Source organism: Dyella sp. GSA-30 (assembly GCF_027924605.1).
Taxonomy (GTDB): Bacteria; Pseudomonadota; Gammaproteobacteria; order Xanthomonadales; family Rhodanobacteraceae; genus GSA-30.
The window spans coordinates 440,456-464,735 of sequence record NZ_AP027042.1 but is presented as its reverse complement, the minus strand read 5'-3'; the positions used below and the strand labels follow the sequence as shown (position 1 = coordinate 464,735).

The following is a 24,280-nucleotide window of genomic DNA, read 5'->3' as shown; positions in this document are numbered from 1 at the left end:
ATTTCGTGCAACAGATTAGTTAGTTACAGATGGATAGACTTTTCACGGAGTAGGACGGCGCAATTCGGCCAATGTGTCGGGGAAAGCAAACTGCAAGCGAAGCAGACCCATGCTTGCTCGACCGATCAAGGTTCGCTCGCGCCTCTGATGTCTGCGACAAGGAAGGCTTATGTCACGCTGGCTATGGTTGTGCATGCTGCTGTTCGCCTCGCGCGTCTGCGCTCAAGGACAATTGCAATTCGATGCGCCATGGGGGCCTCATGCGATCGGCTTCAAGGTGGTTCATCTGGTCGATAGCAGCCGCAGCTGGGGCGATGGCCACGATCCGCTAACCGGACTCTCCGTCGCTGCCATGCACGAGCGTCCCTTGCAGGTGCTGGTTTGGTATCCCGCTAGTGCCGCCGGTAAGCCGATGGTGTACAGCGACTATCTGGCGCTGCTCGCTAGCGAAGATGGTCCCGTAAACGAATCAGCAATCATCCCGCGCGTCATCGAGGGTCAGCTCCATGGATGGGCGGGCAGTAATCCGCTTAGCGGCTATCAGGCCATTGCCGCTCAACCCGTACACGCGACCTCGGCGGCGACGCCGGCCAGCGGGAGTTTTCCGCTGGTCATCTATGTCCCCAGCGACAGCAATGCCGCCTTCGAAGATGATGTGCTGTGCGAGTACGTTGCCAGTCATGGTCTCGGCAAAGCTCACTGATTGAGGCACACGCCACGGCAGTCAACTATCCGAAGGCTTTACAACGAGAGCTTGGGCAGCCAGGAAATGGGTAGAAGAGTATCTGGAATCAGGGTGATCCGATCCGATGACGGCTTTAATGTTGTCGTTCGACCGTCACAGCGATGGGTTTCCATCACTGTGACGGTCGCTTGGCTGACATTGATCACAGCGCAAATTCCAACGCCAGGCCATGAAGTGAAATCGTCGTCAGCCATGGGCTTATTTTTCATGCTGAATTTCTTGGGTGGAGGCGTATATATAGTCTGGCAGCTAGTTGCCAAGGAAATGCTCTTTCTGCGCCCTGAAGTTGTTGTTGTGCAGAAGATGCTGGGGCCGCTCAAGCTCGGCGATGTCAAAAAAGTACAACGTGAATCTATTACAGATGTCGTCGTCAAAGAACATCGCTTTAGGGCGAAGTCCAGAGACTATGTAAAAAGAAGGGTTGTCTTGGAAACGGATACGGGCGATGTTGAATTGTCCATGAGGGTTTCGAGTGAGGATGGAGAGGCGCTGCGAAAGATCATCTTGGAGATATCGTGAGTCTCAGTGATCGTATGGCTAGCGAATCCCGTTTGAGCGGCATGGGATTGGAAAAAGCGGCGATGCAGTCAGTGAGGCCAAAGCATCGGCTATGAGCGCGCGCGGGACATCCCGGCTGGCAGCCTTTTTGAACACTGTTTGGATTAGAGATGAGCTCAACATCGCATCGCGTAATCGCGACTCGGCAACTGACTTACAAGGTCAAGGGTGATTCGACACTAAAAGATGTCACAGTTTGTATCAGTGAGCCATATTTGGTATCCGAAAGTTCGGTCATCGCGAGCTGCATCTTGAGTTTCCATGGTCTCCCGGAAAGGGAGCACGAAATAACGGGCGGCGACAGTTTGCAGGCCTTGGAGCTCGCGATTGGCGCGGTGGAGAGCAACCTTCGCAGATTCAGCAAGAAGTATGACTTCTACCTGGATGGGGACCCCTATTTCGATGATTGACGAGAAGGCCCCGGTGGTCGCCAGCGTTGTTGAAGAGCTCACCCGTTTGGCGATAACTGGTTGCAACTAGTCCTTCATGGGGGAGGCCGGGTTGGTTGGAACATTGGTCAGGCCGATGTTGATGAGGCCGGCCCCATCTGTTCGGGCGGCGACACGGTTCGCAACCTGTTATCTCCCAATTCGTAGACAGATGAGCTTCACTTTGAACGCCCTGAGCGAAAACCCGTATTAACCCTGAGTCATTCCATGCGGCCAGGGAAATCACGAGGCATGAGCTACCGCAATATCCAGGGCATGCGTGCGATCGCCGCGCTGTTGGTCATCTCGTGCCATAGCTTTCAGAACCTCGAGCCTATGCGCGCGCACTGGGCCAGGCCGTTCTTCCTGTCCCTCGGGCCGATGGGCGTGGACATATTCTTCGTGATCTCGGGTTTCATCATCTACCAGGTGATGCAGCGATCGATCGCCAGCATGGATACCGCGGGGAGGGGGCGGGTGGTCTATGCCTTCGCGATGAAGCGGATCATTCGTATCTATCCGCTCTATTGGTTCGTCTTCGGTGCATCGTGTCTTTGGGTGGCGTGGGCGGCGCCCATGACGCCGCCGCCCGAGCGGCTGCCCTTGTTGCTCGCGCTCGTCGGTAATCTGCCGAACTACCGTGTCCCCGTCGCCTGGACACTGACCTTCGAGGTCTACTTCTATGCGGTAGCGGCGGTTAGCCTGCTCTTGTTCGCCAGGCGGGCGATGGTAGGGCTGGCCATCTGGTTCGCTATCGTCGGGACTGCGGCGCTGTTGGACTTGTGGTCCCCCTGGGGCAAGCCGCTGGATTTTGTGTTCGCCCCTATCGTGCTGGAGTTCCTGCTGGGCGTCGCCGTGGCGATACTTGTCGAACGCGGTGGCCACCGGTTCCATGCGGCGCTATTAGTCGGCGCTGTCATCTGGCTGTCTATCGGCACGTGGTTCATGAGGCCCAGTGAATTCGCTCTCCGCGTCGAGCACTGGGGAGTGCAGGTGGCGATCTCGCGTACGTATGGTCTCCACGTGATCTGCTGGGGCATACCGGCGGCGGTCCTCATCTACGAGATCATTGCGCTTGAAATTGCCCAGCGATGGATCATGCCCCGTATGCTGCAATACCTGGGCAACGCGTCATTCTCCATTTACTTGTGGCACTTCGCGGTGTTCACCGCGGTGGCGGAGATATTTGCGCGTCTCGGTTGGGTGGGCGTGGTGAGTTCGACTTGGCTCACCGCAGCCATGATCGCGATCGCTCTGGGCATCGCTTTGCTCAGCTACCATTTCCTGGAAAAGCCATCGCTGAGACTGTTTGGCCAATGGTTTCTGGGGCGAGGCGTTTCGTCCCATTCGCTGGAAACCGAGGCGATGCGTGGTAGCGCTTTGTACAAGAGTTAGAAACGTTCTGAAGCCTCAGGGCGATCCTGTGGCACTGCCACTCGACAGATGGCCGCGCCGTGCGCGCGGCCATCTGTCCCGGTTTACTTGCTCTCGGGAACGAGATTGGCCAACTTGCCTTTCTTGTCGAACTGGCAGGTGAAATTCTTCTTGCCGTCCATGCCGGCATCGGCGACACCAGCAATCGAATAGCCGGCGTCAGCGGCCTGAATCGGCTGGAGTTGGATGTAGTCGTTCTTCACGTCGAATTTTTTCGCTGCAGCATCCAGGCAGTGGGTCGTCAGCTTGCCAGGATCGGGCCGATCGGAAGCGAGGGCGTGCGAGGCCATGACAAGCCCAAGGGAGGCAGCAAGGAACAGGGCAGAGTTGCGCATGGGTTTATCTCCGTACGAGGCACGAGGCCGGGATCATTGCCAGCGCGAGTGTGCCTTTCGATTCCTTGCGGCAGGATGAATCACGTGCATAGGGCGTTTCACGCGCCTGGATCGGATAACTTTAAGCCACGAAACAGCGCTTTATGGGTTTCTAGGCCTTCATCATGTCGATGAGGGCTCTCAGCCCTGCGGATTGGTGCTTTCGACTGGGGAAATAGAGAAAGAGATTTTCCTCCGTGCCGCACCAATCTTCGAGGCAGTATTGAAGTCTGCCATCGGCGATATAGGGCGCGGCGCGATCTTCCCAGACATAAGCAAGGCCGACGCCACGCGTTGCGGCTGCCACCATCAATTCCTGGCTATCGACGGTGAGTGGACCATCGACTTCCACCCGGACGGATTCACTTCCCTTGGTGAATTCCCAATGAAAAATGGCTCCACTAGGAAAGGCATAGCGAATGCATTCGTGCTCCTGCAAATCGTGCGGAGTAACCGGCGCCGGTTTTCTCTGGAAGTAGCCTGGCGATCCCACCACGGTAAATCGAAACTTCGATGTGATACGAACGGCGATCATGTCTTGGGAAAGCGTTTCGCCAAGACGTATGCCCGCATCAAACCCTCCCTCTACGATATCCACCAGCGAGTCGGTCGCGACAACCTCTAGCTTCAACCCCGGGTTGTTTGCCAATAGCGTCGGTATGACATCGCCAAGTATGTAGAGCGCGAGCGAGCTGGGAACATTCAGGCGAATCGTTCCAAAGGGTGTGGCTCGAAACGAATTCAACTGATCTACGGCTGCGTGCATATTCGTCAATGCGGGTTCGAGCCGGGAGAAAAGCATCTCGCCCGCTTCGGTGAGCGAAACGCTGCGCGTTGTGCGATGAAAGAGACGCACGCCCACGCGTGATTCGAGGTTTCGAATCGAGTGGCTGATGGCGGACGCCGATGTTCCTCGCTCCGTCGCCGCCTGACGAAAACTTCGATGTCGGGCAACGGCTGCGAAGACGGCGAGCTCGCTTAGCTCGGTGTTTTCCATTAGTGAATGCAGCTCATCATAGTAAGAAATATTGCTTACTTTATCGCAGCAATTCAAGTCACCAGAATGGCGGCCAAGGACAGAAGCCTGGTTGATCCCGGCTCGGTTCTTCGACATCAACCCTTTGATTCTGGAGATAAACCATGAACGCATCCATCGCAAACAAAACCCTCTCGGGAAAGGTCGCCTTGGTCACCGGCGCCAGTTCTGGAATCGGCCGGGCAGCAGCCATCGAGCTGGCGCGCCGTGGCGCCAAGGTCATCGTGAGCGCCCGCCGCCAATCCGAAATCGACGCCCTGGCCGAGGAGATCAAGCGCCAGGGAAACGAAGCCACTGCCGTGGTGGCCGACATCAACGTGGAGGAGGACGTGATCGACCTGGTCGCCAGGACTATTCAGTCTTATGGCCGTATCGATATCGCTTTCAACAACGCCGGTACCGAAGGCGAGTTCACACCTTTCGTCGACCAGTCCAACGAGGTTTACGACACCATCTTCAACGCCAATGTGCGTGGTGTGTTCTGGTCGATGAAGCATGAAGCCAAGGCCATGCTGGCGCAGGGCGGCGGCGTCATCATCAACAACGCCTCGATGGGCGGTGTGATTGGTTTTGCCAACGCCGGTCTCTACATCGCCAGCAAGCACGCGGTGCTCGGCTTGATCAAGACCGCGTCGATCGAGTTGTTCAAGCAAGGGATCCGCGTGAATGCGGTAAACCCGGGCATCATCGACACCCCATTCCAGGATCGCATCTGGCCGAGCGCGGAAGCGAAGGATGCATTTGCTGCATCGACCGTACCTGGTCGCGCTGGCTCTCCTGCGGAAGTGGCCAACGTCGTTGCATTCCTTGCTTCCGATGACGCTTCATTTGTCTCGGGGCATGGGCTGCTTGTTGATGGCGGTTATTCGATCGCCTGATTTGTCGCAGCAGTCAGAGCATCTTGTTGAGCATGCTCATAACCATCGGCGAGTGCGCTTTTTGTAGTTTACAAACGCCTCGCCGAACGTTTGCTCCAGCTGTACTTCCTCGCGCCTGATGAAACGGTCTATCAAGGGAAGATGCAGAGCCGTGACGACCAGGGCCATCACGGAGCCAAGGGCCAGGGCTGCTCCAACGAACATGAATACATTGCCGCCCAGATAAAGCGGATTTCGGGAAAACCGGTAGGGGCCGGTAGTGATGAGCATCGCTTGAGGCTCGAGCGAAACCACACGCAAGCCGTGCTGGTAAAAATGGATCGCAGCCCAGGTGCGTACGAAGAACCCCAGGGCCAGGAGAACACACCCTGCAATGCACGTAGCTGTCGAGGAGAAAGAGGCTATGCCCAAGAGTCCATCCGCACCCCTGCCAAGGTAGGCAACCAGGAACGACACCAGCAGAACGCCGATGTTGTGCAGAATGCTTTTGGCGATAACGGTGATCATCGCGCCCTTTTGTACGTCCAAAACAAACGGGTCAGATCAAACTCAATGACAGACCGTAGAGCCGTCATTGGCCACCATGCACCACTGATTTTTGGCGGCGTTGTACGTCGTGTTTATGCCGCGCTCCAGCCTGAGAGGATCCTTTTCCCGCATCTCTTGCCAGTGCGCGGCGCGATAGCGCTCTCCCTCGGCATCCTGTTTCTGCAGCACTGCCTGGAATTGCTGCGCCAACACTTGATCGTGGTTTTGCACAGCCGCTGCGCGCGCACGTTGAGCCGCGGCCTCATTGGTTACTTCCTGTTGGTGTTCTTCCTGCTCGCGCTTGCGCCTGGCTTCAATGCGTTCTTGCAGGAGAGCGTCAGCACCATTTGCAGCGGCGAAGGATCTGGCTTCATCCAGATGGCCGGTTTCGAGCAATCCATTGAGGGCATTGGAGATACGTTCCTGTTTCGCTTTGGCGGCTTCTGACGCCGTCTCCTTGTGCAACAGGGTCGCTTGCTGCCCAGGGCAGGGCGCATCCCCATACGAAACCGTTCCGTTCTTGCCGGTGCACTTGTAGATATCCGTCGCGCACGCATCCGAGGCCATCAAGGCCAAAAGAACGAGAGACCAAAACCTGGCTTGCATGCGCATCCCCCAATACGTGCAGTGATAAGAAGTCTAGCAAGCAATCCGGCGCCACAGCGCGGATGCTCAGGCGGGCCGTGACATCTCGCCATGGCGTGCGCTTTGTCCACCTGGCGAGGGCGTGGCATGATGTCTGGACCTGGGTCCAGAGTTGGCCCGTTCGGGGATGTCGTGACCCATAAGCGGGCTCAACACGCTCTAGTGAAATGGCTGGCCTTCACCGCGCTGGTCCTGATCGTTTTTGCGCCCACCGTTTCCCGTACATGGGTGGCGTGGTCGCAGGGCCATGAGGCTGCCGGCCTGGTCAGCGACTGTCCCGAGCACGCGGCTCATGCGCAGCACCCTGGCGAGCCCGAGCATCCCGTTTTGCCAGACGGCGATGCCTGCAGTTACTGCACCCTGATGGGTCACAGCCCGCCTCTGGCGTCGGGCGTGGCGTTCCTTGTCTTCCCCTTGCCCCCCGCTCCTTTCTCGATCGCCTTCCGTGGCGCTCATGCGCCTGCCCCGGAGTGGCTCGACCAACGCTCGCGTGGCCCACCGGTCGTCTGATCCCATCGCCTGACATGCCTTGACGGTCACGTCGAACCTCTTTCGGAGGTTTCGGCGCTGCATGCCGTTCGCTTTTCATCTGGCTTCCGGATTTGATGATCATGTTTGATCCCCGTGCGCGCCATGCTCCCGCGCTGATATTGATTGGCCTTGCTCCTCTTTCGCTACACGCGTGCAAGGTATTCCCGCGATGCTCTCGTCCGATGCGAGTCGATGCCCTTCGGAGGGGATCATGAACACTCCGGCTCTTGCCGCCATGCGCCCCTCGTCGAGTGGGTATCGCCTGCTGTGGCGTTGGCATTTCTATGCCGGTCTCTTCTGTTTGCCCTTCGTGCTGTGGCTGGCCTGTACGGGGCTCATCTATTTGTTCAAACCTCAGATCGAGCCTTTGCTGGAACAGCGTTATGCCCAGGTGGCCGACGCGCCTGCGCAACCGGCGTCGGCTCAGGTCGCTGCTGCGCTGGCAGCGGTCCCAGGCACCATGCTCAATGCTTATCAGGTGCCCAGCTCTTCGACGGCCGCTGCGCAGGTGCTGCTCGGTCGAGGCAGCGAGATCATCCGTGTCTACGTGGATCCGGCCTCGTTGCGTGTGCTGCATGTGGTGAGCGAGAACGACCGGTTTATGCGGGTGATCTTCTATCTGCATGGCGAACTGATGCTCGGCAGCGCCGGATCCATGGTTGTGGAGCTGGCCGCCTCCTGGACGATTCTGATGTTGCTCACCGGCCTTTATCTCTGGTGGCCGCGTGGTCGGCGACTGGCTGGGGTGTTCTATCCGCGGTTGAACCAACGCGGTCGGGTGTTCTGGCGCGACCTGCATGCCGTTACCGCCGTGTGGGTGTCCTTGTTGGCACTGTTTCTGTTGATGTCGGGCTTGCCGTGGGCGAAATCCTGGGGTGGTCTGTTACGGGATGCGCGCCAGAGCTGGACACATGCTCACGTGGTGCAGGATTGGACGATCGGCAGCGCCGACGCACGCGCGCAAGCTGCCGCCGAGAACACGCCACCCGATGACGAGCACGCCATGCATCACGGAATGGCAGGCATGGAGCATATGCATGCGACCCCGGTAGATCTGGCCGTCTTGGATCGGGTGTTGCCGGCGGTACTCGCGCAGCACATCGCCGCGCCGGTGCTGATTGCACCACCCTCGATGAAGAAGACGCAATGGTCCGCACGCTCCGATGCTGCCGATCGATCGCAACGCGCCGACCTGACATTGGATCCGTCATCCGGCTTGGTCATCCGCCGCGTAGATTTTGCCCAGCGTCCGTTATTAGATCGCTTGATTGGCTACGGCGTGGCCGTCCATGAGGGCGCGCTGTTCCCACCACTCAATCAGGTCCTCAGCGCATTCACGGCATTGGGGCTGATCACGACATGCCTTAGTGCCGTGGTGATGTGGTGGCGCCGCCGTCCTCATGGCGTGCTTGGCGCCCCGCCGGTGCATGCGGATGCCCGCCATCCCCGAGTGTTCGTCGCCCTTTTGGTGCTACTGGGAATCTTCCTGCCCTTATTGGGCGCCTCGATGCTGACCGTGCTGATTGTCGAACGGGTGGCGTTGCGGCACTGGTCGGGAGCGCGGCACTTCCTGGGCTTGGCCGTCACCGAAGGAGGATCGTCGTAGCGCTCGTCTCGCTCAAGCGTTAAAACTTGTGCTTACTCAATTGGTCGCCGCGATAAACATAGAGCTCATAAGAGCGCTTTTTGAAGGTGCGCACCTCTTCGACCACGACGCGATCGGCAGCTTCCATCCAGGCCAGGGTCATCGCCTTGCGGTCGTCGGGGAGGCTGGTCCAGGGGATGACCTGTTCGAATTCAAAGCCTTTCTTGTATTTGAATTCCAGCGTCATGCGCGCGTCCTGCCAGTCCAGCTGACTCTGGAAACCATGGCGTGTACCGCTGGTCTGCAGGGCGATCTGGTGACGATCAGCGAGGGCCGCACCGGCGTTGCCGCACATCAATACCCCCGACAACACCATTGCCGCGTAGCCGGTGCGCTTGAACAGCGATTCGCTCAGATAAGGCAGCAGCTTTCGCGCCATCCATGTGGCGAGCAAGGCCGCCACGCCGATGCTGCCGCCGATGGCCCACACTTCTGGCGTCAACAGTCCGAACAGTCCATACAGCACCAGCTTGATCAGATGCAGAATGATTTCGTTAGCGGCGCGGGTGGCGATCACCTGCTCTTTGCTCAGCCCGTACTGCAAATAAAAGCGATTGAAGATGAGGCCGACCGCACCTGTCAGCCCGGAAACAAAGCCCGCTGCGGCGCCGATCGGCGCCAGCAACCAGCGTGGCAGCTTCGATGCGGTGGTTGCAGTCAAAGCTGCTTTGGAGCGCAGCAGCATCGGCAGGTTGGCCAACAGGAAAAGCCCGAGCACCGCTTCGAGATAAGCCGGCTCCACATAGGTCAGCAACCAGGCACCGAGCCAGACGCAGGGAATGGCCGCGGGGACGAACCAGCGCACCACGGGCCAATGAATGTGGCCGAAGAACAGCGCAATGCGAGACGCGGAGCTGACCGTGCTACCGATCGACAGTGCCGCGGGCACCTGTGCGGCGGGCAGCGCCAAGCGGAGTATCGGCAACAGCATCAAACCCGCGCCGCCACCGCTTATGGCGCTGATGGTGAATGCGACGATGCTCGATAGAAACAACAACAGAAGCCAGAAAGCCATAGGCGCTATCCATGCACAGCAACTACAAAATCAAATGATCGCATCGGCTCGGGCGTTAACCACGCCGAACTCGGATCATGACGATTCGTGTGGCGGATGTGGATCGGGGTAAGAAGTAACGAGCCTGCGTGGTGCCGGTACTCTCACGGCATCGGTGTTCGATTGAAGAGCTGCCCGGCAGTTTGCGCAAAGGGGCAGGAGGTAGTTAAACGGGAATGCATCACAGAGACGCGAATTTAACTACCCCCGTCCCCTTATCGCGCGGCCTCATCGTTGCGTGGAAAGGTCCGCTTTGGGTCGAAAGCAGACGTTACAGAAGATTAGCTGGCCGCGCCTTCTCAGCTCCAAAGATCCCGCACGCGATTTTGCCCGCGCCCCGCTCGGCGTCCGAACCACGCTGACGTAGAACTTCGTCCTCTCTGCTCCCCGCTGACCAAGTCGAATGGCGGTGAGCCCTGCCGCGCCCCGAAGGGAGCCCCAAACCGGCGCCGACACCAATGTCCTAAATCCTTGCATGTACGACATTGATGATATGGCCGGTCGTTCTCAGAATTCAGTCCAAGCACCGGCATGTCGCCGGGCCAACCTGAGAGAAACGACATGACTCACTCCAGCAAGGGTACTGCGCTTATCACGGGCGCCTCCACCGGCATTGGTGCCATTTATGCCGAACGTCTCGTCCGGCGGGGGTATGACCTGATTTTGGTCGCCCGCAATGCCCAGCGTCTCAACGATCTTGCCGGTCGCCTGACTTCCGCCACGGGTCGTGCCGTGAAGGTGATCGCCGCCGATCTCAACGACAAGGCCGGTTTGTCCGCCGTCGAAAAGACGCTGCGCGACGACGACAGCATCAGCATGCTGGTCAACAACGCGGGCATAGGTTCCGTTGCTTCGGTGCTGCAGGACAACGTCGATGAGATGGAGGCGATGATCTCGCTCAACATCACGGCGCTGACTCGGCTCACCTATGCCATCGCCCCGCGCTTTGTCGCAAGGGGTACGGGCACCATCGTCAACATCAGTTCCGCTGTTGCCATTGCCGTGGAAAACCTCAACGGCGTTTACAGCGCATCGAAGTCTTACGTGCTGAGTTTTGGCCATGCGCTGCAACGTGACCTTGCCAACAAGGGCGTGCGCATCCAGACCGTACTGCCGGCGGCCACGGCTACCGAGTTCTGGGATGTGGCCGGCTACGCGCCGCAGAAAACCTCGCAAAGCACCATGTCCGCAGAAAACCTGGTCGACGCCGCACTGGCCGGTCTGGACATGGGTGAGCTGGTGACCATTCCCAGCCTTCACGACAACAACGAATGGCTCGACTGGGAAAAGGCGCGTCGCGCCATCTCCTCAAGTTTCTCCAATGCAAAACCGGCACCGCGTTACGCGCTGACGGCAAACATCAACGTTTGAATTAACTAACTAACCATCGAGGAATCAATCATGAGCATTTTCAAATGGAGCGCTGCGGTGCTCGCGCTCGCTACAGCCGGCATGGTGTCACCCACCGCCGCGGCACAAACCAAAGGCAAGGTTCTTGTTGTGATGTCCAGCGCCCACGAACTGGACTTGAAGGACGGCAAGAGCTACTCCACCGGCTATTACCTCAACGAATTCGTTGTGCCCTTCCGCAAGCTGCTGGAAGCGGGCTACGAGCCGGTGATCGCCAACCCGAGGGGCGATGAGCCGGTGATGGATGCCAACTCCAACAACAAGATGTTTTTTGGCGGCGACGATGCCGCTCGTGCCGATGCGCTGAAGTACGCCCAAGGTATTGCGCAGCTGAAGCATCCCAAGACGCTCGCCTCGGTAGTAGCCGAAGGTACTGGCGGCTACGTCGGCCTGTTTATTCCGGGCGGCCATGCGCCCATGGTGGACCTGCTGAAGGACAAGAATCTCGGCAAGATCCTCACCAGCTTCCACGACACCGGTCGCCCGACCGGCATCATCTGCCACGGCCCCATCGTGCTGCTGTCTGCACTCAACGACCCGGATGCCTTCATCGCTTCCATGATCGCCAACGACGGCAAGGCCAACTCGCTCGCCAAGGGCTGGCCGTATGCGGGATACCGCGTCACGGTGTTCTCCACGGGTGAAGAACAGCAGCTGGAAGGCCCCGCTGGCTTGGGTGGATCGGTGCAGTTCTATCCTGTCAACGCGCTTGCCGAAGCCGGCGCACACGTCGACACGGTCGCCAACTGGCACAGCAATGTCATCGTCGACCGCGAGTTGATCACCGGCCAGCAACCCATGTCGGCACCGGAATTTGGTGACACCCTGGTCGCCAAGTTGAAGGCGCATCGCAAGTAAAAACCACAACACCGTTTGACCGAAAGAGCCGGGGCGTGCTGCCCCGGCTTTTTTCATCTGTTTTCACGCAAGACGATAGCGTACTTCTTGCTTATGCAGTCGATGAAGCATCACGTATCGCTCATCCGCACGACAGGCAAACGCGCGGCGATGTCGAGCCGCAATTCGCCATATCGAGTGGCAGCTACGGCGTGCCAATATCTCAAAGCGCGAAGGTTTTTCCGGTCGTACCTAGACCGATCATGTACGCCTGCAGTGATTCGGGCAGCGCCCCGAACCACGCCGATTCTTCGCCCGGTAAAGGCAAGACGTGACCAAATTCCACCATGTCGGTGGGTTCGAGATTGCACAGGTAGATCCAGATATCCTGCGCGGCGAGCCCAGAGATATCGCTGACATCTTGCATGATGCTAAGCATCAGCGCGCGACGCGTTGCCTCGGGTCGCCCCGCGCGGATGTCACCTCGTATCCAGATATGCGAGTTCGATAGCGCGCCACCGAGAAAGCGCACATTGCTGTCGCTTTCCTCGATTTCCACCTGCACAAAGAAAGAGGGTGCGCCGGTGGCTTCGCTATGCCGCCGACTGATGGCCTGTGCGATCTGGCTTTTCTGCGCAAGCGTGAGGAGCTTGGGCGGCACGGAACAAACATAGGTCGGCATGGAGAAACCTCGTTGTCAAAGGTGGCCAGAAGATGGTCAGAAACGCAAAACCCACAGGGTGTTCGTCTCTGCGGATCTGTGAAGTCGGTAGTGCCTTGGTCGTCGTCACGCGGCATGCAACACATTCCGATAGGGCCAGACTGGCGATGTGTCAGAGCGGAGGCTCCGGGACGCCAGCCAACCCACCGGGTAATAGCAGCCGGGCGGTGGAGATAATGTTGAGATACTCGCGCAGCAACGTGATACGGCCACCTTGCACCACGATACGGCTGACATAGTCCTGCGCATACACGCGCGTGGTGCTGTCGATGAACGCGTCGGAATGGTATTCAGCGAACAAGCCGGCGTCGTTCTTCAACTCATAGACACGGATGTTGGAAAACGTAAACCCGCTGAAGCGCGAGCGCAGCAGTTCAAGTGCGCCACGAATGGCCGCCTTCCCAGCAAACTGAGGATCGATGCCAATGCTGGAAAAATACGGTAGCTCCCAAACACCGTCCTCGGAAAAGAGCTCAACGCAGCGATCCACCGAGGTATCGAGCTTGCTCAGGCAATCAAAGAATTCTTCCAGCAGGTTTTGTGCGGACAGCATACAGTCACCTTCTTTGGCGGACCCGCCACGCGCACCCCAGCTTCTTCACTGAGGTGGCGTGAAGCCCGGCAACAGTTGCGGAGAATGGAATGGCGATCAGATCTGGGCGATGCCGCCGTCGACGAACAATTCGCTGGCGTTGACGAAGCTGCTGTCATCAGAAGCAAGAAAGGCAACCACTTTCGCCACTTCGTCGTCGCTACCGGTTCGTGCCATCGGCGTGATGCTTGCAGCGAAATCAAAGAAGCCACGCGCCTGATCTTTCGATTCGTACATGTTGTCGTAAGCAGGTGTTTCGATCACTCCAGGACTCACCGCGTTCACGCGAATGTTTTGACCGCGAAGATCCGATGCCCAGGTGCGGGCGAACGAGCGCACGGCGGCCTTGGTGGCACTGTAGATGCTCCACGTACCAAAACCCTTGCTGCCGACAATGGACGAGGTGAGGATGATCGAGCCGCCCGAACGCATCAGTGGCAACGCCTTTTGCACCGTCCAGATCACGCCTTTCACGTTGGTGCCAAGCAACCCGTCGATGTGATCGTCCGTCAGGCTGCCCAGCGCGGCAGGCGCAGCGAAACCCGCGTTCGCAAAGACGATGTCGAGTTTTCCGTCTTGCGATGCCACACGATCCATGACGCGATCAAGATCCGCCTGGTTGGTCACGTCGCCTTGTATGGCGATAACGCGATCACCAAGGGCGGTGGCCGCCGCATTTAGTTCTGCGCTTCGGCGTCCCGTGATGTAAACCCGGGCGGCGCCTTCAGCAAGAAAGGCTCTGGCAGCAGCGAGGCCGATACCTGAGCTGCCGCCGGTGATCAAGGCAATTTTTCCAGCAAGTCGTGACATGGTGTTCTCCGATATTTCGATGGTTTTGGGGAAGGGATTTGCTAGACAAGAATATAAATTGAGCACTCAACTATATGCTCGCAATGACGCTTTCTTTGAACAGCCGGAACCCCGGCCGCCTTTCAGCCATTGATGAGAGAGATTGATCGTCAGCAAGCGGCCACTGCTGTCGCTTACATCAAAGCTCGCTAGGTGAAGAGCTTCACGACGCCTGTCATGTTGTCCGAGCCGTGTCCGCGTTCGATCGCCTCACGGAACACGCCACGGGCGGCAGCGATGGTCGGCGCCGCTGATCCGTCCTTGGTGGTTTGCAACATGTAGCTGAAATCTTTTTCGATAAGTTCAATTGGGAACTGCGGCGTGACGTTTCCCGCCAGCATGAGCCCTGACACGCGACCTGCAACGGGGCTCCACGCCGGCGTCGACGCGACAACATCCAGTACACGTGCCACATCCGCGCCTGAGCGTTTCAGCATGCCAATGAGCTCCGCGATGGCTGTGACCTGGATGCCCATCAAAGTGTTGGTCGCAAGCTTTGCCAACGCGCCGCTACTCAGCTGGCCAACGTGGTGAATCGATGAACCCATGGCTTTGAGTAACGCTTCGGTGTGCGTAAACGTCGCTTCGTCGCCACCCACGAGATAAATCAGCTGCGCTGCCTCAGCTTGAGGCGTGCTTCCAACGACGGGAGCTTCGAGAAAAGGGATACCGCGCTCCGCCAGTTCTTGTCCCAGCTCGACAATCCAGCTTGGCATCAACGTGGAACTCTCGATGGCTACCGTGCCGGATGACAAACCCTGCAGCGCGCCGGTGTCAGGATCCAGCCACAAGCGTCGTTGTCGCGAACCATCGCAATAACGAAGTCAGCGCCACTGGCAGCTTCTTTCGGCGTCGCTGCTGCGTGCGCGCCATGCTCTACGAGCCCACTGACGGCGTGCTGGCTCCGGTTCCACACCGTCACCTGATGACCAGCGTTGACCAGATTCGCCGCCATACGCGAACCCATCGCGCCCAATCCAAGTACCGACACGTTCGCCATGATTCGAACCTCATCGTTCAAACGGGATGCTCACAGGCACGGCGGCCCACGCCGCTGACCTCGAGCCTGGGAAGCGCCTGTGGTCAATGGGGAGCCACCAGCCCAGGCGCGTTCATTTAATTGAGGGCTCAAGTATATGCTCTGGACGACCGCACTTGTCAATAGTCGAGCACTCAACCATTCTATGGGTATGCGAAAGAATCACCCCCCGGTAAACCGAAAAACCCCGAGCAAGACGCATGCGGACGAGATCGAATTCCTCGAAGGCCCTGCATGCACCAATACCGCGCTGAGGCTCGCTTCCCGACGCCTGGGTGGCTTGTATGACGAGGCGTTTGCGGCGGTTGGTTTGAAGGCAACGCAGGTGAGCCTGTTGGCAGAGGTTGATCGGCTAACCACTTCCAATAGCGGCCAAGCGCCCACGCTGCAGGAGCTTGCGCTCAAACTGGCCATACTTATTTCTGCACTTACGCACGCGCTCAGGCCACTGGTCCGCGACGGGCTGGTTGAGTTGCAACATGACGAGCAGGACGGACGAACGAAGCGTGCCGCATTGACGACTGCCGGTGCCGCCTCCTTGCGTGAAGCTCATGCGCGTTGGTCCGTCGTGAATCAACACGTTGAAGATGTGCTGGGCACTGATGCCGCTGCCACGTTGCGGTCGCTCGCAGATCATGTGGCGTCCGACGAATTTCTTGCCGTCTACAACAAGGCCAAAGCGAAAACGCCTGCTTCGAAGCGATAAGCCATCAGGCGTTCCCCGCCGCGGCGCGCCATACGCATCAAGTGCTCGCTACCGCTAGACGCAAGCCATTTAGATGGCCAATTCAGCTGCGGCCGACGCCCGTTGAATGGATTGCGGCGATTGGCCGAACGCGCGAAGAAACGCCTGACGCATCCGTTCGCGGTCACCGAAACCGGTTTCTCGGGCGATCACTTCGATCGGCAGACGGCTTGTTTCCATCATCATGCGTGCCGCTTCCACGCGCAGGCGCTCAATCGCTTTCGCTGGCGACTGTCCGGTTTCTTCGCGAAATACGCGGCTGAACTGTCGTGGACTCAGACGCGCCGCTTCAGCGAGTGCTTCAACTGAAAGATCACTGGCCAAATTTTCCTTCGCGTACGCGAGTGCCATCTGCACGCGATCGGATTTGGCGTTGAGTTCGAGCAAAGCAGAGAACTGCGACTGGCCGCCGCCACGGCGCTGATAAATGACCAGCTTGCGCGCCACCATGCGAGCCACTTCGACGCCCATGTCTTTCTCGATGATGGCAAGAGCCAGATCTACGCCGGCGCTCATGCCGGCGGACGTCCATATCTGGCCGTCGATAACGAAAATCCGATCCTCTTCCAGCTGCACCTTTGGATAGCGCCTTTCAAAACTGCGCGCATGAAACCAATGCGTTGTGGCTCGCTTTCCGTCTAGCAGCCCGGCCTCTGCGAGTACGAACGCACCGGTGCACACCGAGGCCACGCGTCGGGAATGATTGGGTGCGTCTCGTACGTAATCAAGCAGGCTTGCCGAGGGCATGCGGCATTCGTTGTCGCCGGTCACGATCAGCGTGTCGTATTCCCCGTCGCCAAGCGGCACGGTATTGACAGAGAAACCCTGGGAAGACATCACGGCTCCCCCGTGCTCCGAGATCAATTTCAGGTCGTACGCAGGCTCGCCGTGCATGAGGTTCGCGTACTCAAACACGGTCGCAACAGCGAGGCCGAGCGATTGGAAATGGGGATAAACGACTAAGCCGACGGTGTGCATGATGTTCCCCGCGAGGGATGTCTCAAATCATTGAATACCGATTAAATATGACGCCCATTCCGTATATCAAGCGTGTCTGAAGGATAAAGTGATCCCGTTGGCCATGACATAAATCATTGCATCTGTGTCATTGAGGCCATATCGGCCCGATTCTAGGATGGCCCTACTGGATCAAGCGTTCCGCCCTCCCTGGGACGAGATGCTTTGTCAGGCATGACGTCCTACCCCCGGCAAATCCGCTCGGCGCACCGACACCGGCACCGCGCCGCGGATCCCCTCACGCTAACGTTTGGAGCATTTCGTGGCCTATCAAACCATCAACCCAACCTCGGGCGACGTCATCAAGACGTGGCCCAACCACACCGATCAGCACATCGAAGAAGCACTGGCCGCTGCGCACCGGCTGTACAAATCGGAGTGGTCCAAAGGCGCCATCCAGCCGCGACTGAATGTGCTTCGCAAGCTCGCCGATCTGATCGACGCGAGAAGCGAATCGTTGTCGCGCATCATCACCGAAGAAATGGGCAAGCTCATCGTTGAGAGCCGCGCCGAAGTGCAGGTGGTGGCGCAGATCGCGCGCTACTACGCAGACAACGCCGCGCGTTTCCTTGCGCCGGTGAAGATCACATCCGAACTGGGCGATGCATGGATCGAACATCATCCCATTGGCGTCCTCGTCGCCGTTGAGCCCTGGAATTTCCCGCTCTATCAGCTCATGCGTGTGCTGGCGCCGAATCTGGCTGCGGGCAATCCCATCGTTGCAAAACACGCCAGCAACGTGCCGCACTGCGCCAGTGTCTTCGAAGCGCTCGTAACCGAAGCTGGTGCACCTCGAGGCGCATGGACAAATTTATTTGTGACGTCGGATCAGATCGGCAATATCATCGCGGACCATCGCGTACAAGGTGCCGCCATGACCGGTTCCGAAGGCGCCGGCAGTGCGATTGCAGCGCAGGCGGGCAAGCACCTCAAGAAATCCACGCTCGAGATGGGCGGCAACGATGTGTTCGTGATCCTCGAGGACGCCGATATCGACAAGGCCGTGGACATTGGCACGTTCTCTCGTCTCCACGTGGCAGGTCAGGAGTGCATTGGCGCGAAGCGTTTCATCGTGCACGAACGCGTGGCCAGTGCCTTTCTCGAGAAGTTCACGGCGGCGTTCAAGGCTGTGACGATCGGTGATCCTCTCGATGAAACGACCACGCTTGGTCCGCTTTCTTCACAGTCGGCGCGCGATAACGTTGCCAAGCAAGTGAAAGCGGCGGTATCGCACGGCGCTACCTTGCATTACGGCGGCGCCGTTATTGATCGGCCGGGTTACTTCTTTGAGCCGACGATTTTGACGAACGTCACGCGCGACAACCCAGCCTACTTCGAAGAGTTCTTCGGCCCCGTGGCGCAGGTGTATGTCGTCAGGAGCGATGACGAGATCGTTGAACTCGCCAACGACTCGCTCTACGGCCTGGCCGGCGTCGTCTTCTCTCGCGACATTGATCGCGCCGCAAAACTCGCCTCGCGCATCGAAACCGGCGCCATCTGGATCAACACCTTCGCCAGCACGGCACCCGAACTCCCTTTCGGCGGCGTGAAGCGCTCAGGCTACGGTCGAGAGCTTTCCGAGCTCGGCATCAAGGAGTTCGTAAACCAGAAACTCGTGTTGGTCGCAAAGCCGTAATTGAAGCAACGGGAGCATGGTGCCGGCGCGTCTGGCGCCATGTGGTGCGGAAACCATAGATTGACGGCGCATGGAAAGCATAGTTTGGCGGATACCGATAGATCAGGATCTCAGGCTCGCGACTGCGTGTTCGGCAATCTTTTCTAGTTGCTCTCGGCTTGCGCCATCGCGTGCCTGGACCGATATGCCTTGCAGGACAGGAGAGAAATAGCGCGCGAGCTCAGCGGCTTCCATTGGATTCAACCATCGCTTCAAAACGAAGGCGATCCCATCGGCAATACCGCGACGGCGGTCGGCCACTATTGGTGCTGTCCACATTGAGTCGAAAGCGAACCTGTCTACCACGTCTATTTTCCCCAACGAGCAGGCGGCCAACGCCATAGGGCCCACCTGAGCCAGCTCGGCCACTTTATGCTTTATTTCAACCATAAAGTGGCCAAAACGGCCAAGTTATGCTTTAGAGAACAACAAGGTTCGTTGGTAGAAAACTTGGTGGGCCCACCAGGACTCGAACCTGGAACCAAAGGATTATGAGTCCTCTGCTCTAACCATTGAGCTATAGGCCCTTAGCTTGCGCGGCCGCATTGCGCGGCTGGGAACCCGGAATCTTAGCGGGGCGGGGCGGGGGCGTCGAGGGTCGGGTGGCTGATCGTTTCGTCATCTTTCGGGGCGTAGGCTCACGGTCCCTACCTGTGGAGTGACGGCGATGAGTACCGAGTCGGTGGCCAAGCGGTTGGTGGAGTTGTGTCGGGCCGGGCAGTTCGAGGCGGCGCAGAAGGAGCTCTATGCACAGGATGCGGAAAGTCTGGAGCCGGAAGGTGCGCCGCCGGGCGCGCTAGGCAATGTCAAAGGGCTGGATGCGATCTACAAGAAGGGTGAGGCCTTCCAGGAGGGCGTGGAAGAGATGCATGGTATCCAGGTTAGTGACGCTATCGTTGCCGGCAACTGGTTCACCCTGTCGATGACCATGGATGTGACGATGAAAGGTCACGGTCGTATGGAGATGGCGGAGATTTGCCTGTACCACGTGAAGAACGGGAAGGTCGATCGCGAGCAGTTTTTCTACGACATGGAGTAAGCTTTTGCGCACGGGGTCCGATGGGTCATTAGGGAGGTTCGCTATGAAGCGTTTGCTATTGGGTGTGGGTCTGGCGTTGGGTCTGGGTTTGATGGCGGCGCCGGTCATGGCGCAGCCGCCGGTGCACCATCCGGTGCATCACCGCGTGGTTCATCATCGTCCGGTGCATCACCCGGTGCATCATCGCCGCGTTGTGCATCATCGCGTGGTTCACCACTGAGCGATTCGAAAAAAAAGCCCGCCTTGAGCGGGCTTTTTTTATGCCGGGATCAAGGCGTCGGGCCTCGGCGTGCGGCGGGGCGGCGGGGTGTGGACTGGTCAAAAGTGTCAAGCAGAAGGGTGGCGTGGTTTGCCAGTTGGGCTTCATTGAGATCGTTGGGTCCCAAGACAAGCAGTTTCGCGAGCATGGCCACTTGTAGGCGAGAGAGTTGCCCTGGTTCCTTCCCGAAGCGATGTTGGGCGACATCGGTGAGTCCATGCTCCGGTTCGGCGCGAAAGCCGAGCGATGCAATCGTTGCGTTGCGCTCTGACTCCGACGTGTGCAGGGCAACCAACAAACTCCACGTGACGTAGCGAGCCTGCCACATCTGTATTGGTTTGGCGTTGTCGTCAGGATCGCCCGACGTCATCAGCACACGCGTTGCATAAGGAACCGTATCGCCATGCGTAGTGAATATCAGCAGCTGTACGAACAGTTGCGGTGGAGATCTGTCGCTTGCCGGGTGCTGGCTGACCAGAGTACGGGTGCGAGTCAGGGCTGGCTGAAAGTACAGCCTGTCATACGCCACCAGTCCCCCGCATAACGCCAGCAGCAGGGCGAGCGGTCCTAAGAAGATCGTCCTCATGCCGCCTCCCTTGATGGGAAAGAGGCTGTTCGAGAGAGAGGGCAATGAGGTGTCGGAGAAGTGGCATTCTGCCGGGCAGGCCGGATTCGGCAAGGGCGCTGGGCCCCGGCATTCGCCGGGGCGACGATGGATCAGGAGATGACGCGGACGTCGTACATGTCACGCTCGATATCGTCCATGGGCTGCCAGTGGTCGCTAGCCATCTCGAAAAATGCGTCAGGGACGTCCATGGCGTATGTCGTGCCCTTTTCCAGATTGCGCCTGCGGACGCGCTCGCGCCGAATGTCCCGAGGAGCATCCAACAGATAGATGGTCAATTCGTAACCGGCTTCCGTGACCCGCGCGTAGAAGTGCTCGCGACTGGCTTTCTCTACCAGCCCGAGTTCGAGGACGACGTCATGGCCCGCGTTGAGCACTTCCTTGGCGGCTTCCCAGATCTGGTCCAGGCAACGCGCTTTCCTGGTTACGTACCATTCCATCAGGTTCGTAGCGGGACGGTCTGGGCTGTACAGCCGAACGAACCAGGCATCCAAAATAAAGCCGGGCGCCGCGTACTGCTTTCGCAGCTCGCCGACAAAAGTGGACTTGCCGGCGCCAACCGGGCCTTCGACCAAGTGAATTTTTGCCATCTGAATTGAGCCATCGCATTCGGAAGAGCTCGAATTCTCTATGGTTTTCCAGAGGCTGCCTATCCGGCGCGAGATGTGATTGTGTAGCAGCCAGCCCCAGGAGTAAGTTACGCGTAACGTTACGCCTAACGGCGTTGCTGCGACGGAACAGGTCCGAATATGCCACCCACGAAGCAAGTCAGTACTGGAGCGAAGCGCCAGAAGGCGTTTCGTGACCGGATGACACGGATGGGCATGACGATCCCCAGGATCTACATGACCGAGGGCGAGCGGGAACGGGTGAAAGCGTTCCTGCGGCATCACCGCAACGAGCGGACCGATCAGTTGATCGGGGGTATGGATTTTCAGGCCATGAGCCAGAAGTGGACGACGCAACGCTTGTTCGATGCGTTGCATGAGCACGCCAACAACCACGGGCAATTGTCCGGGGTGCGCTTGCAGGCTACGCCGGCGGCGATCGAGCTTTCGCTTGCCAGCTACGGCGACCAGTCGGTGCACCTGGTGGTGACCGATTACGAGATTCGCATGACGACGGCGCTATGCGAACAGCGCGCGGTGAAAGATGCGGCGCGATTCAACGACGCGTGCCTGCGCCTGGGGCCGAACATGCCACTCTCGAATGTCGGACTAGTGGGCTCGCAGTACATTCTTTTTGGCCAGCTGTCGGCGCATTCGCCGCTGGCGAACATCATCGAGGAGCTCGATGTGATGGGTCAGAACGCGATCGATGCGTTGGGCGAGCTTTCTTACCTGATCGGGTAGGGAAAAACACACCACCTCTTCTCTATTCCTTTTTGCTTTCTGTGGCGGCGATGACCGTTTGCACGGCGGCTTTGCGATGCCGCCGTCGCGACTGAAGTCGCTCCTACAAAGATTTGGACGTTGTCGAGTTTTTTTGGATGCACCGCTTTACTTCCCCGGTATTGCGCCGGGCCCTTTTATTTTTAAGGACATTCAGCCATGACTTGGCTCATTGCAATTGCAGTTGCCGTTGTCGTTCTGATCGTGCTCGTTGCTATTTCCAATGTGATTGTCTACATCCCCAATGACCGCGTCGGCGTGGTCGAGCGGTTATGGGGTGCGGCGTCGGTCAGCCGTGGATTGATCGCGCTCAATGGTGAGGTGGGTTATCAGCCGACGGTGTTGCGCGGTGGTCTGCATTACTTTTTCCCGTTCCAGTATCGGGTACACAAGGTCGACCTGGTGACCATTCCGCAGGGCGAGATCGGTTATGTGTTTGCGCGTGACGGCCACGATCTGGAGGAAGGCCAGGCGCTGGGCCGCACGATACAGGCCGGTATCGAGGACGTTGCAGCTTTCCTGCGCGCGGGTGGCCAGAAGGGTCCGCAGCGCACGATTCTTCGCGAAGGTACGTATGCGTTCAACGTGGCGCAGTTCGCCATCATTACCGCTTCGCGTGTGCATGGTTTGCTGTTGTCCGAAGAGGAGCGCAGCACGATCGACCATATGGGCAGCGTGTTGAAAGAGCGCGGTGGTTTCTCGCCGGTGATTATCGGTGGACGCCGTGAAAAGGCTTCTGCGGATGCGGATGACACGGCCAACGACATGCTCGGCGTCGTGACGGTCCATGATGGCCCGGTATTGCCGCCGGATGAAATCGTCGCGCCGCGCGTTGGCCAGGATCCGGCCGACAAGGCGACCTTCCACAACAACTTCCAGAACATCGACGCCTTCCTGCGTGCCGGCGGTAACCGCGGTCGTCAGCATCAGGTGCTGGTGGAGGGCACGTATTACATCAACCGCCTGTTTGCGACGGTGGACTTTATTCCCAAGACGGTGGTGCCGGTCGGCTTTGTCGGCGTGGTGGTTTCGTATATCGGCAAGGCCGGCACGGACCGCTCGGGCGAGGGTTATTCGCACGGTGAGCTGGTCGACAGTGCTTGCCGCGGCGTGTGGAAGGAGCCGTTGCTACCGGGCAAGTATGCCTTCAATACCTATGCGGGCAAGATCCAGATGGTGCCGACGACCAACTTCATTCTGAAGTGGACGCCGGAAGTAACCAACATGCACAAGTTCGACGAGAACCTGACCGAGGTGTCGTTGATTACCAAGGACGCGTTCGAGCCGCTGCTGCCGCTGTCGGTGGTAGTGCATATCGACTACCGCAAGGCGCCGCTGGTGGTGCAGCGCTTCGGCGATATCAAACGCTTGGTCGACCAGACGCTCGATCCGATGGTCAGTGCGTACTTCAAGAACATCGGCCAGACGAAAACGCTGATCCAGTTGATCCAGAACCGCGCGGATATCCAGCAGGTGGCCAGCGTGGAGATGATGGAACGCTTTGCCGCGTATAACCTGGAGCTGCAGGAAGTGCTGATCGGCACGCCGCATGGAAGCGCCGGCAATGCCTCGGGTGCGCGTATCGACACGTTGTTGAATCAGTTGCGCGATCGTCAGGTGGCGATCGAGCAGGTGGCCACCTTCGAGTTGCAGGAGCAGTCGGCGGTGAAGGAACGCTCGTTGCGCGAGGCGCGTGCCAAGACGGATATCCAGGCCGAGCTGACCAATTCGATGATCCACATCGAGATCAAGAAGAACGTCGGTGATGCGAACGTGGTGGAAGCGAGCAAGCGTGCGAACGTGATTGGTATCGATGCGGATGCCGAGCGTCGTCGTCTTACTGCGGAGGGTGATGGTCGTGCGTCGGCGATTGCGGCGGTGGGTAAGGCCGAGGCCGAAGCCATTCAGGCAAAGTCGCAGGCGTTGACGGGCGAGGGTGCCCGGTTGCAGTTGATCAATACGCTGGGTGCGCAGTTTGCCGAGGCGATTCGCGATGGGCAGATTGCTATCGTGCCGAAGATCTCGCTGGGTGGTGGCGATGCTTCAGGGAATGGGTTGTCGTCGCTGATTCAGTTGGCTAGTTCGTTGTTGGCTGAGCGGGCTGATGCGGGAATGGCTGATGGGTCGAAGGCGTTGCAGAGTTCGCAGGGGTGAGGTGACTTAAAGAGCCCCCCTCACCCCAACCCTCTCCCCCGGCGGAGCCAGGGGAGAGGGGGCAAGTTACG

At 58.6% G+C, this 24,280-nt stretch carries 28 protein-coding genes and 1 tRNA gene; 14 read left to right on the top strand and 15 right to left on the bottom strand.

The features are described 5' to 3' along the window. Positions 1-169: 169 nt before the first annotated feature. The 3 genes from QMG46_RS02130 to QMG46_RS02120 all read left to right on the top strand — a co-directional run bounded on the left by QMG46_RS02130 (position 170) and on the right by QMG46_RS02120 (position 3,126). Positions 170-703, top strand: a complete 534-nt coding sequence (locus QMG46_RS02130) for a hypothetical protein (RefSeq protein WP_281850792.1) — start codon at positions 170-172, stop codon at positions 701-703. Positions 704-796: 93 nt separating this feature from the next. After that, positions 797-1,264: a hypothetical protein gene (locus tag QMG46_RS02125; RefSeq protein ID WP_281850791.1), complete on the top strand. Its 468-nt coding sequence runs from the start codon at positions 797-799 to the stop codon at positions 1,262-1,264. Positions 1,265-1,983: 719 nt separating this feature from the next. After that, complete coding sequence (locus QMG46_RS02120; protein ID WP_281850790.1) at positions 1,984-3,126, top strand: acyltransferase family protein; 1,143 nt, start codon at positions 1,984-1,986, stop codon at positions 3,124-3,126. A gap of 83 nt (positions 3,127-3,209) precedes the next feature. Here the strand turns inward: QMG46_RS02120 and QMG46_RS02115 are convergent, their stop codons facing one another. After that, a complete protein-coding gene (locus QMG46_RS02115; protein ID WP_281850789.1) occupies positions 3,210-3,500 on the bottom strand; it encodes a YsaB family lipoprotein in 291 nt (96 codons plus the stop codon). A gap of 151 nt (positions 3,501-3,651) precedes the next feature. Further along, positions 3,652-4,689, bottom strand: a complete 1,038-nt coding sequence (locus QMG46_RS02110) for a LysR family transcriptional regulator (protein ID WP_281850788.1) — start codon at positions 4,687-4,689, stop codon at positions 3,652-3,654. On the opposite strand from QMG46_RS02110, the gene QMG46_RS02105 reads away from it, so the two are divergent. Then, complete coding sequence (locus tag QMG46_RS02105; RefSeq protein WP_281850787.1) at positions 4,680-5,453, top strand: SDR family NAD(P)-dependent oxidoreductase; 774 nt, start codon at positions 4,680-4,682, stop codon at positions 5,451-5,453. The genes QMG46_RS02110 and QMG46_RS02105 overlap by 10 nt on opposite strands. Before the next feature lie 36 nt (positions 5,454-5,489). On the opposite strand, the gene QMG46_RS02100 is transcribed toward QMG46_RS02105, so the two are convergent. Together QMG46_RS02100 and QMG46_RS02095 are read right to left on the bottom strand one after the other, a co-directional pair. After that, positions 5,490-5,960, bottom strand: a complete 471-nt coding sequence (locus QMG46_RS02100) for a methyltransferase family protein (RefSeq protein WP_281850786.1) — start codon at positions 5,958-5,960, stop codon at positions 5,490-5,492. Between the two features lie 42 nt (positions 5,961-6,002). Beyond that, positions 6,003-6,587, bottom strand: coding sequence for a DUF4124 domain-containing protein (locus QMG46_RS02095; RefSeq protein WP_281850785.1), 585 nt, complete (start codon positions 6,585-6,587; stop codon positions 6,003-6,005). A 171-nt stretch (positions 6,588-6,758) separates the two neighbouring features. Here QMG46_RS02095 and QMG46_RS02090 point away from each other — a divergent pair, with 171 nt between their 5' ends. Further along, positions 6,759-7,136, top strand: coding sequence for a DUF2946 domain-containing protein (locus tag QMG46_RS02090; protein ID WP_281850784.1), 378 nt, complete (start codon positions 6,759-6,761; stop codon positions 7,134-7,136). 232 nt (positions 7,137-7,368) lie between these two features. After that, on the top strand, positions 7,369-8,763 hold the full coding sequence (locus QMG46_RS02085) for a PepSY-associated TM helix domain-containing protein (RefSeq protein WP_281850783.1): 1,395 nt from the start codon (positions 7,369-7,371) through the stop codon (positions 8,761-8,763). Between the two features lie 19 nt (positions 8,764-8,782). Here the strand turns inward: QMG46_RS02085 and QMG46_RS02080 are convergent, their stop codons facing one another. Then, complete coding sequence (locus QMG46_RS02080) at positions 8,783-9,817, bottom strand: sulfite exporter TauE/SafE family protein (protein ID WP_281850782.1); 1,035 nt, start codon at positions 9,815-9,817, stop codon at positions 8,783-8,785. 600 nt (positions 9,818-10,417) lie between these two features. Here QMG46_RS02080 and QMG46_RS02075 point away from each other — a divergent pair. Together QMG46_RS02075 and QMG46_RS02070 are read left to right on the top strand one after the other, a co-directional pair. After that, the gene (locus tag QMG46_RS02075; protein ID WP_281850781.1) at positions 10,418-11,227 is read left to right on the top strand and encodes an SDR family NAD(P)-dependent oxidoreductase; all 810 of its coding nucleotides are present in this window, start codon (positions 10,418-10,420) and stop codon (positions 11,225-11,227) included. Positions 11,228-11,257: 30 nt separating this feature from the next. After that, positions 11,258-12,124, top strand: coding sequence for a type 1 glutamine amidotransferase domain-containing protein (locus QMG46_RS02070; protein ID WP_281850780.1), 867 nt, complete (start codon positions 11,258-11,260; stop codon positions 12,122-12,124). A gap of 202 nt (positions 12,125-12,326) precedes the next feature. On the opposite strand, the gene QMG46_RS02065 is transcribed toward QMG46_RS02070, so the two are convergent. The 5 genes from QMG46_RS02065 to QMG46_RS02045 all read right to left on the bottom strand — a co-directional run bounded on the left by QMG46_RS02065 (position 12,327) and on the right by QMG46_RS02045 (position 15,265). Beyond that, complete coding sequence (locus QMG46_RS02065) at positions 12,327-12,785, bottom strand: tautomerase family protein (protein ID WP_281850779.1); 459 nt, start codon at positions 12,783-12,785, stop codon at positions 12,327-12,329. A gap of 151 nt (positions 12,786-12,936) precedes the next feature. Then, the gene (locus QMG46_RS02060) at positions 12,937-13,377 is read right to left on the bottom strand and encodes a nuclear transport factor 2 family protein (RefSeq protein WP_281850778.1); all 441 of its coding nucleotides are present in this window, start codon (positions 13,375-13,377) and stop codon (positions 12,937-12,939) included. A gap of 96 nt (positions 13,378-13,473) precedes the next feature. After that, positions 13,474-14,226: an SDR family NAD(P)-dependent oxidoreductase gene (locus QMG46_RS02055; protein WP_281852792.1), complete on the bottom strand. Its 753-nt coding sequence runs from the start codon at positions 14,224-14,226 to the stop codon at positions 13,474-13,476. 188 nt (positions 14,227-14,414) lie between these two features. Then, positions 14,415-15,056, bottom strand: a complete 642-nt coding sequence (locus tag QMG46_RS02050; RefSeq protein WP_281850777.1) for an NAD(P)-dependent oxidoreductase — start codon at positions 15,054-15,056, stop codon at positions 14,415-14,417. Further along, positions 15,002-15,265 carry an NAD(P)-binding domain-containing protein gene (locus tag QMG46_RS02045; RefSeq protein WP_281850776.1) on the bottom strand — a complete coding sequence of 88 codons (264 nt, stop codon included), beginning with the start codon at positions 15,263-15,265 and terminating at the stop codon, positions 15,002-15,004. The genes QMG46_RS02050 and QMG46_RS02045 overlap by 55 nt, the downstream gene beginning before the upstream one ends. 136 nt (positions 15,266-15,401) lie before the next feature. Between QMG46_RS02045 and QMG46_RS02040 the strand changes: the two genes are divergently transcribed. Continuing rightward, entirely contained in the window at positions 15,402-16,010 is a 609-nt protein-coding gene (locus QMG46_RS02040) for a MarR family winged helix-turn-helix transcriptional regulator (RefSeq protein ID WP_281850775.1), read from the top strand. Positions 16,011-16,079: 69 nt separating this feature from the next. Here QMG46_RS02040 and QMG46_RS02035 read toward each other — a convergent pair whose 3' ends face one another. Next, entirely contained in the window at positions 16,080-17,027 is a 948-nt protein-coding gene (locus QMG46_RS02035; protein ID WP_281850774.1) for a GlxA family transcriptional regulator, read from the bottom strand. A 301-nt stretch (positions 17,028-17,328) separates the two neighbouring features. On the opposite strand from QMG46_RS02035, the gene QMG46_RS02030 reads away from it, so the two are divergent. Beyond that, on the top strand, positions 17,329-18,702 hold the full coding sequence (locus tag QMG46_RS02030) for an NAD-dependent succinate-semialdehyde dehydrogenase (protein WP_281850773.1): 1,374 nt from the start codon (positions 17,329-17,331) through the stop codon (positions 18,700-18,702). 102 nt (positions 18,703-18,804) lie between these two features. On the opposite strand, the gene QMG46_RS02025 is transcribed toward QMG46_RS02030, so the two are convergent. Then, complete coding sequence (locus tag QMG46_RS02025; RefSeq protein ID WP_281850772.1) at positions 18,805-19,083, bottom strand: hypothetical protein; 279 nt, start codon at positions 19,081-19,083, stop codon at positions 18,805-18,807. 109 nt (positions 19,084-19,192) lie between these two features. After that, a tRNA-Ile gene (locus QMG46_RS02020) sits at positions 19,193-19,268 on the bottom strand. Positions 19,269-19,408: 140 nt separating this feature from the next. Here QMG46_RS02020 and QMG46_RS02015 point away from each other — a divergent pair. Beyond that, on the top strand, positions 19,409-19,780 hold the full coding sequence (locus tag QMG46_RS02015) for a SnoaL-like domain-containing protein (RefSeq protein ID WP_281850771.1): 372 nt from the start codon (positions 19,409-19,411) through the stop codon (positions 19,778-19,780). A gap of 43 nt (positions 19,781-19,823) precedes the next feature. Further along, positions 19,824-20,000, top strand: a complete 177-nt coding sequence (locus tag QMG46_RS02010) for a hypothetical protein (RefSeq protein WP_281850770.1) — start codon at positions 19,824-19,826, stop codon at positions 19,998-20,000. A 49-nt stretch (positions 20,001-20,049) separates the two neighbouring features. On the opposite strand, the gene QMG46_RS02005 is transcribed toward QMG46_RS02010, so the two are convergent. Then, positions 20,050-20,625 (bottom strand): hypothetical protein, encoded by a 576-nt coding sequence (locus QMG46_RS02005; protein ID WP_281850769.1) that lies wholly within the window; start codon positions 20,623-20,625, stop codon positions 20,050-20,052. A 131-nt stretch (positions 20,626-20,756) separates the two neighbouring features. Beyond that, a complete protein-coding gene (locus QMG46_RS02000; RefSeq protein WP_281850768.1) occupies positions 20,757-21,254 on the bottom strand; it encodes a P-loop nucleotide/nucleoside kinase family protein in 498 nt (165 codons plus the stop codon). A 234-nt stretch (positions 21,255-21,488) separates the two neighbouring features. On the opposite strand from QMG46_RS02000, the gene QMG46_RS01995 reads away from it, so the two are divergent. Both QMG46_RS01995 and QMG46_RS01990 read left to right on the top strand, forming a co-directional pair. Next, positions 21,489-22,016, top strand: coding sequence for a YjfI family protein (locus tag QMG46_RS01995; RefSeq protein ID WP_281850767.1), 528 nt, complete (start codon positions 21,489-21,491; stop codon positions 22,014-22,016). 198 nt (positions 22,017-22,214) lie between these two features. Continuing rightward, entirely contained in the window at positions 22,215-24,209 is a 1,995-nt protein-coding gene (locus QMG46_RS01990; protein WP_281850766.1) for an SPFH domain-containing protein, read from the top strand. Positions 24,210-24,280: the final 71 nt, after the last annotated feature.

Coding starts and splice junctions, on each gene's coding strand:
- QMG46_RS02120 (WP_281850790.1), top strand. CDS start 1,984: ATGAGCTACCGCAATATCCAGGGCATGCGTGCGATCGCCGCGCTGTTG.
- QMG46_RS02085 (WP_281850783.1), top strand. CDS start 7,369: ATGAACACTCCGGCTCTTGCCGCCATGCGCCCCTCGTCGAGTGGGTAT.
- QMG46_RS02035 (WP_281850774.1), bottom strand. CDS start 17,027: ATGCACACCGTCGGCTTAGTCGTTTATCCCCATTTCCAATCGCTCGGC.
- QMG46_RS02110 (WP_281850788.1), bottom strand. CDS start 4,689: ATGCGTTCATGGTTTATCTCCAGAATCAAAGGGTTGATGTCGAAGAAC.
- QMG46_RS02065 (WP_281850779.1), bottom strand. CDS start 12,785: ATGCCGACCTATGTTTGTTCCGTGCCGCCCAAGCTCCTCACGCTTGCG.
- QMG46_RS02080 (WP_281850782.1), bottom strand. CDS start 9,817: ATGGCTTTCTGGCTTCTGTTGTTGTTTCTATCGAGCATCGTCGCATTC.
- QMG46_RS01995 (WP_281850767.1), top strand. CDS start 21,489: ATGACGATCCCCAGGATCTACATGACCGAGGGCGAGCGGGAACGGGTG.
- QMG46_RS02005 (WP_281850769.1), bottom strand. CDS start 20,625: ATGAGGACGATCTTCTTAGGACCGCTCGCCCTGCTGCTGGCGTTATGC.
- QMG46_RS01990 (WP_281850766.1), top strand. CDS start 22,215: ATGACTTGGCTCATTGCAATTGCAGTTGCCGTTGTCGTTCTGATCGTG.
- QMG46_RS02025 (WP_281850772.1), bottom strand. CDS start 19,083: ATGGCGTTGGCCGCCTGCTCGTTGGGGAAAATAGACGTGGTAGACAGG.
- QMG46_RS02115 (WP_281850789.1), bottom strand. CDS start 3,500: ATGCGCAACTCTGCCCTGTTCCTTGCTGCCTCCCTTGGGCTTGTCATG.
- QMG46_RS02060 (WP_281850778.1), bottom strand. CDS start 13,377: ATGCTGTCCGCACAAAACCTGCTGGAAGAATTCTTTGATTGCCTGAGC.
- QMG46_RS02070 (WP_281850780.1), top strand. CDS start 11,258: ATGAGCATTTTCAAATGGAGCGCTGCGGTGCTCGCGCTCGCTACAGCC.
- QMG46_RS02100 (WP_281850786.1), bottom strand. CDS start 5,960: ATGATCACCGTTATCGCCAAAAGCATTCTGCACAACATCGGCGTTCTG.
- QMG46_RS02010 (WP_281850770.1), top strand. CDS start 19,824: ATGAAGCGTTTGCTATTGGGTGTGGGTCTGGCGTTGGGTCTGGGTTTG.
- QMG46_RS02055 (WP_281852792.1), bottom strand. CDS start 14,226: ATGTCACGACTTGCTGGAAAAATTGCCTTGATCACCGGCGGCAGCTCA.
- QMG46_RS02045 (WP_281850776.1), bottom strand. CDS start 15,265: ATGGCGAACGTGTCGGTACTTGGATTGGGCGCGATGGGTTCGCGTATG.
- QMG46_RS02130 (WP_281850792.1), top strand. CDS start 170: ATGTCACGCTGGCTATGGTTGTGCATGCTGCTGTTCGCCTCGCGCGTC.
- QMG46_RS02075 (WP_281850781.1), top strand. CDS start 10,418: ATGACTCACTCCAGCAAGGGTACTGCGCTTATCACGGGCGCCTCCACC.
- QMG46_RS02105 (WP_281850787.1), top strand. CDS start 4,680: ATGAACGCATCCATCGCAAACAAAACCCTCTCGGGAAAGGTCGCCTTG.
- QMG46_RS02040 (WP_281850775.1), top strand. CDS start 15,402: ATGCTCTGGACGACCGCACTTGTCAATAGTCGAGCACTCAACCATTCT.
- QMG46_RS02000 (WP_281850768.1), bottom strand. CDS start 21,254: ATGGCAAAAATTCACTTGGTCGAAGGCCCGGTTGGCGCCGGCAAGTCC.
- QMG46_RS02015 (WP_281850771.1), top strand. CDS start 19,409: ATGAGTACCGAGTCGGTGGCCAAGCGGTTGGTGGAGTTGTGTCGGGCC.
- QMG46_RS02095 (WP_281850785.1), bottom strand. CDS start 6,587: ATGCAAGCCAGGTTTTGGTCTCTCGTTCTTTTGGCCTTGATGGCCTCG.